The 11791-nt window shown below is 37.3% G+C and carries 14 protein-coding genes; all 14 read left to right on the top strand.

Annotated features, from left to right (window positions below; genetic code table 11):
• The 14 genes from ftsY to sucC all read left to right on the top strand — a co-directional run bounded on the left by ftsY (position 1) and on the right by sucC (position 11791).
• Positions 1 to 1275 (top strand): signal recognition particle-docking protein FtsY, encoded by a 1275-nt coding sequence (gene ftsY / locus MHH85_RS15075; RefSeq protein WP_340707620.1) that lies wholly within the window; start codon positions 1 to 3, stop codon positions 1273 to 1275.
• 173 nt (positions 1276 to 1448) lie between these two features.
• Complete coding sequence (locus MHH85_RS15070; protein ID WP_038184004.1) at positions 1449 to 1784, top strand: putative DNA-binding protein; 336 nt, start codon at positions 1449 to 1451, stop codon at positions 1782 to 1784.
• 12 nt (positions 1785 to 1796) lie between these two features.
• On the top strand, positions 1797 to 3152 hold the full coding sequence (gene ffh / locus MHH85_RS15065; RefSeq protein WP_193738699.1) for a signal recognition particle protein: 1356 nt from the start codon (positions 1797 to 1799) through the stop codon (positions 3150 to 3152).
• A gap of 105 nt (positions 3153 to 3257) precedes the next feature.
• Entirely contained in the window at positions 3258 to 3530 is a 273-nt protein-coding gene (rpsP, locus tag MHH85_RS15060) for a 30S ribosomal protein S16 (RefSeq protein ID WP_038184010.1), read from the top strand.
• Positions 3531 to 3544: 14 nt separating this feature from the next.
• Complete coding sequence (locus tag MHH85_RS15055; RefSeq protein WP_053417488.1) at positions 3545 to 3778, top strand: KH domain-containing protein; 234 nt, start codon at positions 3545 to 3547, stop codon at positions 3776 to 3778.
• A 109-nt stretch (positions 3779 to 3887) separates the two neighbouring features.
• The gene (gene rimM, locus MHH85_RS15050) at positions 3888 to 4403 is read left to right on the top strand and encodes a ribosome maturation factor RimM (protein WP_340707619.1); all 516 of its coding nucleotides are present in this window, start codon (positions 3888 to 3890) and stop codon (positions 4401 to 4403) included.
• Complete coding sequence (gene trmD, locus MHH85_RS15045; RefSeq protein WP_193741165.1) at positions 4403 to 5134, top strand: tRNA (guanosine(37)-N1)-methyltransferase TrmD; 732 nt, start codon at positions 4403 to 4405, stop codon at positions 5132 to 5134. The genes rimM and trmD overlap by 1 nt, the downstream gene beginning before the upstream one ends.
• Before the next feature lie 125 nt (positions 5135 to 5259).
• Complete coding sequence (rplS, locus tag MHH85_RS15040) at positions 5260 to 5604, top strand: 50S ribosomal protein L19 (RefSeq protein WP_038184017.1); 345 nt, start codon at positions 5260 to 5262, stop codon at positions 5602 to 5604.
• Between the two features lie 108 nt (positions 5605 to 5712).
• Entirely contained in the window at positions 5713 to 6276 is a 564-nt protein-coding gene (gene lepB, locus MHH85_RS15035) for a signal peptidase I (RefSeq protein ID WP_053417486.1), read from the top strand.
• Between the two features lie 18 nt (positions 6277 to 6294).
• On the top strand, positions 6295 to 7155 hold the full coding sequence (ylqF, locus tag MHH85_RS15030; RefSeq protein ID WP_340707618.1) for a ribosome biogenesis GTPase YlqF: 861 nt from the start codon (positions 6295 to 6297) through the stop codon (positions 7153 to 7155).
• Positions 7156 to 7253: 98 nt separating this feature from the next.
• Positions 7254 to 8027, top strand: a complete 774-nt coding sequence (locus MHH85_RS15025; RefSeq protein ID WP_340707617.1) for a ribonuclease HII — start codon at positions 7254 to 7256, stop codon at positions 8025 to 8027.
• 6 nt (positions 8028 to 8033) lie between these two features.
• On the top strand, positions 8034 to 10166 hold the full coding sequence (locus MHH85_RS15020) for a hypothetical protein (RefSeq protein ID WP_340707616.1): 2133 nt from the start codon (positions 8034 to 8036) through the stop codon (positions 10164 to 10166).
• A complete protein-coding gene (locus tag MHH85_RS15015; RefSeq protein ID WP_340707615.1) occupies positions 10163 to 10450 on the top strand; it encodes an EscU/YscU/HrcU family type III secretion system export apparatus switch protein in 288 nt (95 codons plus the stop codon). Before MHH85_RS15020 ends, MHH85_RS15015 begins: the two co-directional genes overlap by 4 nt.
• Positions 10451 to 10630: 180 nt before the next feature.
• A complete protein-coding gene (gene sucC, locus MHH85_RS15010) occupies positions 10631 to 11791 on the top strand; it encodes an ADP-forming succinate--CoA ligase subunit beta (protein WP_193738705.1) in 1161 nt (386 codons plus the stop codon).

Here is an 11791-nt window from a genome sequence, read left to right as displayed (position 1 = left end):
ATGAGCTTTTTAAAGCGTATGAAAGAAAAACTAATGGGCGCAAAGCCTGAAGAGCTTGAAGGACAATCGGTAGAGACAATTGCTGAAAAACAGGTTGACGATGTAGTAGAGCCTGCAGAGCAAGAAGTAGCTGTTCAAACTGTAGTTACTCCGGAAGTTGTGGAAGAATCTATAGATTCTGAAGAAGCTCCTCAAGAGGAAAAATCACAATCTAAAGAGGAAATCGTTGTAGAAGAATCAACTACTGAAGTTGTAAAAGTGGAAGAACCTCAAGAAGAGAAAAAATCAAAATGGGGCTTCTCAGCATTTTCGATTACAGAAAAATTCAAAGCAGGTTTAGAGAAAACACGTGATTCATTTACATCAAAAGTGAATGATTTAGTAGCTCGTTACCGTACTGTAGATGAAGATTTCTTTGAGGAACTAGAAGACTTATTATTACAAGCGGACGTTGGTTTTGAAACTGTAATGGAGCTAATGGATAAATTACGTTTTGAAGTTCAACGCCAAAACATTAAAGATACGAGTGGCATCCAATCGATTATTTCAGAAAAGCTTGTTGAAATTTACGAATCTAGTGATGACGAATCAATCGAGTTAAATATACAAGATGGTGAGTTAACAGTTATTCTGTTTGTTGGAGTGAACGGTGTAGGTAAAACAACAACAATTGGGAAATTGGCGCACCGCCTAAAACAAGAAGGGAAATCAGTAATACTTGCAGCGGGTGATACGTTCCGTGCAGGTGCGATTGATCAACTTCAAGTTTGGGGAGACCGTGTAGGTGTGGAAGTTATTAAGCAAGCAGAAGGGTCTGATCCTGCCGCAGTAATGTATGATGCCATTCGTGCAGCTAAAAACCGTGGAGCGGATGTACTTATTTGTGATACAGCTGGACGTCTGCAAAATAAAGTTAATCTAATGAATGAGTTAGAAAAGGTACATCGTGTAATTTCCCGGGAAATTCCGAATGCTCCTCATGAAGTTTTATTAGCTTTAGATGCAACTACTGGTCAAAATGCACTAGTACAGGCACAAACGTTTAAAGATGCAACAAACGTGACAGGCATTGTATTAACGAAACTAGACGGTACAGCAAAAGGTGGTATTGTACTTGCTATTCGTAACAAATTGCATATTCCAGTAAAGTTTGTTGGTTTGGGTGAAAAAATGGACGATTTACAACCGTTTGATACAGAACGTTATGTATATGGCTTATTTGCTGATGCACTTGATCAACAGCTAGCAAAAGAAGAGGAATTAAACGAGCAATAAATAAATAGATAAATGAACGAAATGCATAGCTTTTTGGCTATGCATTTTTCGTTTATAAATATTTGGGTTTATATGAGGATTAAAATGTATTTAGACAAGTATATTTACTTGACAGAAATCCGATTATTCCTTATGATACTAAAAGAATGTGTAAAACAGGGGAGAGATTTCTTATGCTACTTGAAAAAACGACACGCATGAACTTTCTCTTCGACTTTTATCAAGCATTGTTGACTGATAAACAACGTAGCTATATGCAACTTTATTATTTAGATGACCATTCTCTTGGTGAAATTGCTGAAGCTTATGAAGTATCGCGTCAAGCAGTTTACGATAATATTCGTAGAACAGAAGCGATGCTTGAAGAATATGAAGACAAACTTCGATTATTCGAGAAATTTCAAAACAGACAACAAATAATTGCAGAGCTATCAAAAAAAACTACTGACAATAGTGCCTCGCAAACTGTGTGGCTAGAACTTATTGAACAGTTAAAGCAATGGGATTAGGAGGCAGCATGCATGGCATTTGAAGGATTAGCGGAGCGACTCCAAGGTACGATTTCGAAGATTAAAGGCAAAGGGAAAGTAACGGAACAAGACGTTAAAGAAATGATGCGTGAAGTCCGTTTTGCCTTAATAGAAGCGGACGTTAACTTAAAAGTTGTAAAATCTTTTATTAAGCGCGTTAGTGAACGAGCAATCGGTCAAGACGTCATGAAAAGTCTAACACCCGGTCAACAAGTTATTAAAATCGTAAAAGACGAACTGACAGAATTAATGGGTGGCGAACAAAGTCCTATTAAGTTCTCTCAAAAACCACCAACTGTTATTTTAATGGTAGGTTTACAAGGTGCCGGTAAAACAACTACTACTGGTAAACTTGCTAATGTTTTACGCAAAAAGTACAATCGTAAACCATTGCTTGTAGCAGCGGATATCTACCGTCCAGCAGCAATTAAGCAATTGCAAACATTAGGTGATCAGCTATCTTTACCTGTATTTGCTCTTGGTACAGAAGTATCTCCAGTTGATATTGTCCGCCAAGCGCTGGAACATGCAAAGGAAGAGCATCATGATGTTGTATTAATCGATACAGCAGGGCGTCTTCATATTGATGAAAACTTAATGCAAGAATTGAAAGACATTCGTGCATTAAGAGAGCCAGATGAAGTCTTCTTAGTGGTCGATTCTATGACTGGTCAAGATGCAGTTAATGTAGCTAACAGCTTCAATGAAGCAGTAGGTATTACGGGCGTAGTTCTAACGAAATTAGATGGGGATACACGTGGTGGTGCGGCTTTATCAATCCGCTCTGTTACAGAAAAACCAATTAAATTCGTTGGTATGGGTGAGAAAATGGATGCTTTAGAGCCATTCCATCCAGAGCGTATGGCTTCACGTATTCTTGGTATGGGCGACATGATGTCCTTAATCGAGAAAGCGCAAGCAAACGTTGACGAGGAAAAAGCAAAAGAAATGGAAGAAAAGTTCAGAACACAGAGCTTTACTTTCGATGATTTCTTAGATCAAATGAGCCAAGTAAAAAAAATGGGACCTTTGGATGAAATTCTAAAAATGCTTCCAGGTGCCAATAAAATTAAAGGCTTAGAAAATGCGAAAATCGATGATAAACAAATTGGTCATATAGAGGCCATTATTCTTTCGATGACGCCAGCTGAAAAAACGAACCCTGAGATCATCAACTCAAGTCGTAAAAAACGAATTGCAAAAGGTTCAGGTTGCTCTGTTCAAGAAATAAACCGACTTTTAAAACAATTTGAAGATATGAAGAAAATGATGAAACAAATGACGGGTATGACGCAAAAAGGGAAGAAAAAAATGAAACTTCCTGGTTTGGATTCACTGTTTAAATAATTTTTTAAACTAAAATTTAGTGTGTTAAGAAAAAACACTTTACAAACAATCCAAAGCTTGCTATTATACTATCTTGTGTGAAACTATTCGGAGGTGCAATTAAAAATGGCAGTAAAAATTCGCTTAAAACGTATCGGGGCAAAAAAAGCTCCTTTCTATCGTATTGTAGTAGCAGACGCTCGCGCACCACGCGACGGCCGCTCAATTGAAACAATTGGTACATTCAATCCTTTAACTACTCCAGAAGAAGTTAAGATTGATGAAGAAAAAGCATTAGCATGGTTAGCAAATGGTGCAAAACCATCTGATACAGTACGCAACTTGTTCTCATCACAAGGCATTATGGAAAAATTCCATAACTCAAAAATCAGTAAATAATCGGAGGTGACAGCATGAAGCAGCTGATTGAAACAATCGTTAAACCTTTAGTCGATTATCCAGAAGAAGTTCATATTACAACCGAGGAGAGTCCGAATCGAATTGTATATAAACTTTCTGTTCACCCTAGTGATATGGGAAAAGTAATTGGTAAACAGGGCCGTGTTGCAAAAGCGATGCGTACAATTGTTTATTCAGCAGCAGGCAGTCATCATAAGAAGAAGACGTATGTCGATATTCTAGATTAGTCAAAAAGGAGGGAGCTTTAGTTCCTTCCTTTTTTGTTACGATAAAAATTAAATTAATCCTCTAATAATGTATTGAGGATGTTCACATATTTATTAAGAGGTGATTTAGATGGAATGGTATAACGTAGGTAAAATCGTTAATACACATGGTATTAGAGGTGAGGTTCGTGTCATCTCACAAACGGATTTCCCTGAAGAACGCTATGTAGTAGGAGAACAAATTGCACTGTTTAAGAAGGATTCAAAAAAACCATTACGACTAACAATCGCATCAGCGCGTGCTCATAAAAACTTCATTCTACTATCGTTTGAAGGGTATCCAAATATTAATGATGTAGAAGACTTCCGTGACGGTATTTTAAAAGTATCAGAAAAGCAACTAAGTGAATTAGCAGATGATGAATACTATTACCATGAAATCATTGGATGTATTGTTTTTGATGAAGAGGGTACAGAAATTGGACAAGTTAAAGAGATTTTCGAAACCGGTGCTAATGATGTCTGGACTCTAAAAGGTGTTAATGGTAAGGATCAATATATTCCTGTAATAGACGATGTCATTAAAGAAATCGACGTTGAGGAGAAGAAAATCATTATTCATGTGATGGATGGTTTGTTATCATGATGAATATCCACGTACTATCGCTATTTCCGAATATGTTTGAAGGCGTATTTGGTTCTTCTATTTTAAAAAAAGCTCAAGAAAAAGGAGCTGTTACGTTAGGTGTAACAGATTTCCGAGAATTTTCGATTAATAAACATAACCAAGTGGATGATTATCCGTACGGTGGTGGAGCTGGTATGGTGTTAAAGCCAGAACCCCTTTTTAACGCCGTAGAAGCGCTTGTAAGCGAAGGAAAAAAACCACGTATCATTTTGATGTGTCCACAAGGAGAACGCTATACACAAGCTAAAGCAGAGGAATTAGCGCAAGAGGAAGACTTAATCTTCCTTTGCGGTCATTATGAAGGTTATGATGAGCGTATTCGTCAGCATCTTGTAACAGATGAAATATCTATTGGGGATTATGTCTTAACGGGTGGCGAGTTGGGGGCAATGACAGTGATTGATAGTGTCGTTCGCCTGTTGCCTGGGGTTTTAGGTAATAATGATTCACCAGTATTAGATTCTTTTTCAACTGGTTTACTAGAGCACCCACATTACACTCGACCTGCTGAATTCCGTGGTATGAAAGTGCCGGATGTATTACTTTCAGGTAATCATGCGAAAATTGACGAATGGCGTGAGCAACAATCTATAAAAAGAACGTTTGAGAGACGCCCGGATTTGCTTGATAAAATGGAGTTAAATCCAAAGCAACAAAAATACTTGAATTCATTAAAATTGGGTAAATAATTATTGCATATTATCATATTGTGTGATAATATTAAAAATGCATTTCTATGAGAAATGCCGAATTACGGTGTTCCGCTGTATCATCAAGAGGAGTTACAAGAACATCTGTCTAAGGAGAGAAAATAATGTCAAACATCATTACAGAAATCACTAAAGAACAACTTCGCACAGACATTCCTGCGTTCCGCGCTGGAGATACTGTAAAAATCGACGTTAAGGTTGTCGAAGGAACTCGCGAACGTATCCAAGTATACGAAGGAGTAGTTATTAAACGTCGTGGTGGCGGTATTAGCGAAACTTTCACAGTTCGTAAAATTTCTTACGGCGTAGGTGTTGAGCGTACGTTCCCAGTTAACACTCCAAAAATCGCTAACTTACAAGTAGTACGTCGCGGTAAAGTACGTCGCGCTAAACTATACTACCTACGTAACTTACGCGGTAAAGCGGCTCGTATTAAAGAAATTCGATAATACATTTTTTTGCCGAAGAGAGAGCTTGTATTACAAGCTCTCTTTCTTTTTGCTTGAAATGATAAATCCTTGTACAATAAGAACAGAATAGTCAAGGGGGACATCGAAATGGAAAAAACAAAAAAAGAGAAAAATGAGTTATGGGAATGGACAAAGGCATTAGTCATTGCTTTTGCATTAGCTGCAATTATTCGTTATTTTTTATTCACGCCGATTGTAGTAGATGGCGAGTCTATGATGCCAACCCTTGAAAACGGCGACCGCATGATTGTAAATAAGATTGGCTATAAAATTGGTGATTTGCACCGATTTGATATAGTAGTTTTCCATGCACCAGAAAAGAAAGATTATATTAAACGTATTATTGGCTTACCAGGAGATCAGCTAGAATATAAAAATGATCAGCTTTATATCAATGGCAAGGCAATCGCTGAGCCTTACTTACAACAATATAAAGATGAAATTACAGATGAAGGTACATTAACTGAAGATTTTACACTTGCGGATATCGAACAACTGGATAAAATTCCAGATGGTTATGTTTTTGTAATGGGAGATAATCGTCGTTATAGTAAAGATAGTCGTCATATAGGGATTGTAAAAATAGATGATATTATCGGTAAAACAAATATTGTTTTTTGGCCTTTTGATCAAATTGGTACCGTGAAATAACGAACAGGAGTGAAACACATGACCATTCAATGGTTTCCGGGACATATGGCGAAGGCTCGTCGTGAAGTAACCGAAAAACTGAAATTGGTTGATATTATTTTTGAATTGATTGATGCGCGCTTGCCATTATCTTCAAGAAATCCAATGCTAGATGAAGTAATACATCAAAAAACGCGTTTATTAATTTTGAACAAAGCAGATATGGCCGATGAAATTCAAACGCGTAAATGGATAGATTATTTTGAATCAAAAGGGCACCGTGCTGTAGCTATAAATTCACTAGATGGAAAAGGCCTTAACAAAGTAACAAAGGCCGCACAAGAGTTATTAAAAGAGAAATGGGATCGTATGCGCTCAAAAGGTATGAAACCTCGTGCAATTCGTGCCATGATTGTTGGTATACCAAATGTTGGGAAGTCGACATTGATTAATCGACTTGCTAAAAAGAATATTGCTAAAACAGGAAATACTCCTGGAGTAACGAAATCACAGCAGTGGATCAAATTTGGTAAAGAGCTTGAATTGTTAGATACACCCGGAATTTTGTGGCCAAAATTTGAAGATCAAGAAGTAGGTTATAAACTTGCTTTAACAGGGGCAATTAAGGATACCATTACAAACATGGATGATTTAGCAGTATACGGATTAAACTTTTTGAGTAAGCACTATAAAGGCCGAATGGAAGAACGTTATAAATTAACAGAAGTTAGTGAAAACCTTGAAGAGACATATAATCATATTGGTCAATTACGTCGAGTTTTCTCTACTGGCGGCGAAATTGACTATGATCAAGTTGCAGAACTAATTGTACGAGATATTCGTAACCAGCAATTAGGTAAGTTAACATTTGACTTTGTAGAAGACATAATCGAAGAATAAAAACTAACCTTTTTTACCTTATGGTGAAAAAGGTTTTTTTCTAGATTTTTTAGAAATAGTGCCGATAGTATAAATAGATATAAAAGGGAGTCTAAGTTTTGAAAACGATAAAAGATATTAAAGAAGCATTAAATAATGAACAGCAATACCAGTCTTGGATGGCGGAGATAGAATCGGATGAACGCTTAGGCGTTCAAAAAGTATGGCAACAATGGCTTCGAAAAAAAGCGAAGTTAGACAATTTAATAGCAGAGCATGAGGAGAAACTGGAATTCGATAATTCTTACCGCACACATCCTACTGCAAATATTGCAGGTACAGATGAAGCAGGTAGAGGCCCGTTAGCTGGTCCTGTTGTTACAGCAGCAGTTATTTTACCTAAGGATTGCCCGGAGCTTGTTGGGTTAAATGATTCCAAACAGTTATCAAAAGAAACTAGAGAATCATTTATGGCGAAAATTATGGAATGTGCTATAGCTACTTCAATTCATTTTCAACCTGCTGAAATAATTGACGACATCAATATTTACGAAGCGACAAAACAGTCCATGAAAGCTTCTATAGAGTCGCTACAAGTAAAACCAGATTTTGTTTTAGCGGATGCAATGACTTTACCGATCGACATTCCACAAGAATCTATTATAAAAGGCGATGCCAAAAGTTTAGCTATCGCAGCGGCTTCTATATTGGCGAAAACAGCGCGTGACCACTATATGGAAGAAATGGATGTGAAATATCCTCAATACGGTTTTGCACAACACGCAGGTTATGGTACAAAACAGCATTTAGAGGCTTTACATGAATTTGGACCTACAGACATTCATAGAACAACGTTTGAACCAATCAAATCAATGATTCTTAAGAAAGGGTGAAGAGTATTGGCTTATACTGCGTTTTCGTCCGTACAAATGCAACAAAATCAAAGTATAAACACACAACAGCCAGTGGCTTTAAAACAAGGTCAAGTATTTCACGGTACGATTAAACAGCTGTTCCCTGATAACCAAGCGGAGGTGCAGCTAGGTGGCCATCGTTTTATGGCAAAGTTAGAAGTGCCAATGCAAGCTGGTAATGCACACTATTTTCAAGTAACAGGCATAGAGCCAGACTTACAACTTAAAGTCGTATCGGGTCCTATCAATCAAACAGGAACATTAACTCAACAAATTAATCAATTATTAGATTCTATGCAACTTCCGAAGACATCTGAAATGCAACAAATTGCAGCTTATTTTTTAAAGGAAAACGTGCCAATGTCCAAAGAACAGTTAACGCAGGCAGAACAGTTGGTAAAACAATTACCAGTTGGTGTTACGATGAAGGATGCTTTACATGCCTTGCAAAAAATAATTGACTTAAAAATGCCTATGCAACAAGATACGTTCCAAGCACTCATTCAGGGTGGGATGAAACAAGGTTTTACACAAACAATTGATGCTTTACGACAACTATTGCAACAGGATACTTCCTTATCACCCGCTATCCGCAACCAATTATTACAACAATTACAATTGTTAGCTAAACCGTTTGAAACGGAAACAGGTGGTGCAATTTTAGCAAAAATTATTCAATCTCTAACAGACGCAAATACAGCTTCTACTGATAAAAATAGCCTAATTCAAATGCTAAAAGATTCAGGTATCCTACCAAAAAACGCTAATATTTTTAATTGGTCGACAACTGCTTTGCAAGGACAATCTGTGCCTCCTTCCAATTCAATTGGGCATTTATTACACCAAATTCAAACGGCACCAGCTAAGGAATCTATACAACTTATCTCTCAATTACAAACGGCAATTACGAATAACGACAATTTGACAGATTCTCAAAGAGCAGAGCTACAGCAGAATTTAGTGAAATTCAATGCTGCTCAATCGTCACAGCAGACGTTGTCAACGCTTGTGAAGGAACTGCAAGGGCAGTTAGGGAGAATGAGTCAAATGAGCATTACAGCACCATCTACAACGCAATTACTGCAAAGTATGCAGTCTGTTAATCAAAAAGATATGCCCGACTTCATCAACCAACTTAAGGCATCTATTGAATCTCAAAGTTTATTATCAGCATCACAGAAAGAAACCCTTATTAATACTCTTGGGAAATTATCACTGACCAACAATACACCTCAATCTATACAAATTTTGGTCAAGGAGTTACATGGTCAACTAATGCAAGCATTTAGCCAAATAGCAGAACACCAGCCTTTCAAAATCGATGAACAAAATATAACAGCTAAGCAACATTTAATGACATTAATGAATGTGGTTAATACTGCAACTGATGATATGACACTTAGAGGGTTGACACAAATCACTAGTAAGTCTGCGGAACCTTTCATTCAGCAACTTGTATCGCAAGCTGAGCAGAATGTGCATAATGCGATTGATAGCAAAGCTTTAGAATCTGCTATGAAACAAACTTTGCAAAATCTAGGGTTAAGTTATGAAGCAAAATTACTAGATAAAACAGCGGATATGCAGCAACTTGCTGGGCAATTGAAACCACAGTTATTGTCATTGTTACAAGATCCAACTGCTTCAAATGCTACAAAAGCAGTGGCTGAGCAAATCGTTGCTCGTATGAATGGCATGCAATACTTATCAGGTGAAAATGGGCCTCAACATCAACTAATCATGCAAATTCCATTGGAGTTTTTTGGGCGAAAAACAGATGCCACATTGCAGTGGAATGGTCGTATGAAGGACAATGGTAAAATTGACGCAGATTATGCAAGGATATTATTCTATTTGCAATTGAATTCACTTCAAGAAACGGTAGTTGATATGCAGGTTCAGAGTCGTGTCGTCACAGTAACTGTTTACAATGAAAATCATCAGTTGAAAGAGTTAGCAGAGCCACTTAAAATAGCATTAAAAAAAGGGTTATCTTCTCATGATTATCAATTATCAGGTGTCTTTATGAAAAAATTCGCAGAAAATCAACCAGTGAAAACAACGCTAACAGCAAAAACTTCCAAGGGTGATAACGGGGGAGTCGATATCCGCATATGACAGTAGAAAAACAAAATGAACGGAAAGAAGCGATTGCTCTTTCCTTTAATCCGGGTGGATCGGAAGCTCCGAAAGTGGTAGCCAAAGGTAAAGGGAAAGTAGCGGAAAATATTTTAGAACAAGCAAAAGAAAACGATGTTCCTATTCAAGAAGACCCAACTCTCGTCCAATTATTAGGGCAACTTGACTTAAATGAGTCGATTCCTGAAGAACTTTACCAAGCGGTAGCTGAAGTATTTGCGTTTATTTACCGTTTAGATAAAAATTATGAAAATTCAAAATAATAGTCAAAAAAAGTCGATGTAAGTAGCGCTCAAAACATTGATATATGTATATTTCGAGCGAATTTGCGGATAATTAAAGGTGAAAGTCGAATTAACAAGAATGTAGACATAGTGAATCAGATTATATACAATGGTTATGTAATAGTAAAACTCTATGGGATTTTGATGGGAGGAAGTTAGATGAATATCCATGAGTACCAAGGAAAAGAAATTCTAAGACAGTACGGGGTATCAGTTCCAAATGGCCGAGTAGCGTTTTCACCAGAGGAAGCTGTAAAAGTAGCAAAAGAATTAAGTACAAGTGTAGTCGTAGTTAAGGCTCAAATCCATGCAGGTGGACGTGGTAAAGCAGGTGGCGTTAAAATTGCCAAAAATTTGGACGAGGTACGTTCGTATTCGAAAGAATTATTAGGGAAAGTCCTGGTCACTCACCAAACTGGTCCAGAAGGTAAAGAAGTCAAACGCCTCTACATAGAAGAAGGCTCTGATATTAAAAAAGAGTACTATTTGGGTTTTGTAGTAGATCGTGCAACTTCTAGAATTACTTTGATGGGGTCTGAAGAAGGCGGGATGGACATTGAAGAGGTTGCAGAAGCAACTCCTGAGAAAATCTTCAAAGAAATAGTTGATCCAGCTATCGGGCTAACAGGTTTCCAAGCGCGTCGTTTAGCGTTTAATATGAATATTCCAGACAAATTAATAAATAAAGCTGCAACACTTATGCTTGGAATTTATAAAGCATTTACTGAAAAAGATGCTTCTATCTTAGAAATCAACCCGCTTGTTGTGACAGGTGATGGTAACGTAGTGGCGTTAGATGCAAAATTCAACTTTGATGGAAACGCTTTATATCGTCATAAAGATATTGTTGAATTACGAGATTTCGAAGAAGAAGATCCAAAGGAAATCGAAGCTTCAAAATATGATTTAAGCTATATTTCATTAGACGGTAGCATTGGTTGTATGGTCAATGGTGCTGGACTTGCTATGGCTACAATGGACACCATTAGTTATTATGGCGGATCACCCGCAAACTTCCTGGACGTTGGGGGCGGTGCAACTGCTGAAAAAGTAACTGAAGCCTTCAAAATCATTCTGTCTGATGCAAGTGTAAAAGGTATATTCGTTAACATTTTCGGGGGTATCATGAAATGTGATATTATCGCAGAAGGTGTTATTACAGCGGCTAAAGAGGTTGGCTTAAATGTACCGTTAGTTGTTCGCTTGGAAGGTACGAATGTTGAACTTGGTAAAGCATTGTTAAATGAATCTGGTATTAATATCGTCACAGCAGATTCAATGGCTGATGGTGCAAGAAAAATTGTAGAACTTGTAGGCTAA

The sequence above is a fragment of the Viridibacillus sp. FSL E2-0187 genome (assembly GCF_038006425.1).
GTDB classification, from domain to species: Bacteria; Bacillota; Bacilli; order Bacillales_A; family Planococcaceae; genus Viridibacillus; species Viridibacillus arvi.
This window is presented reverse-complemented; position numbering and strand designations above follow the sequence as displayed.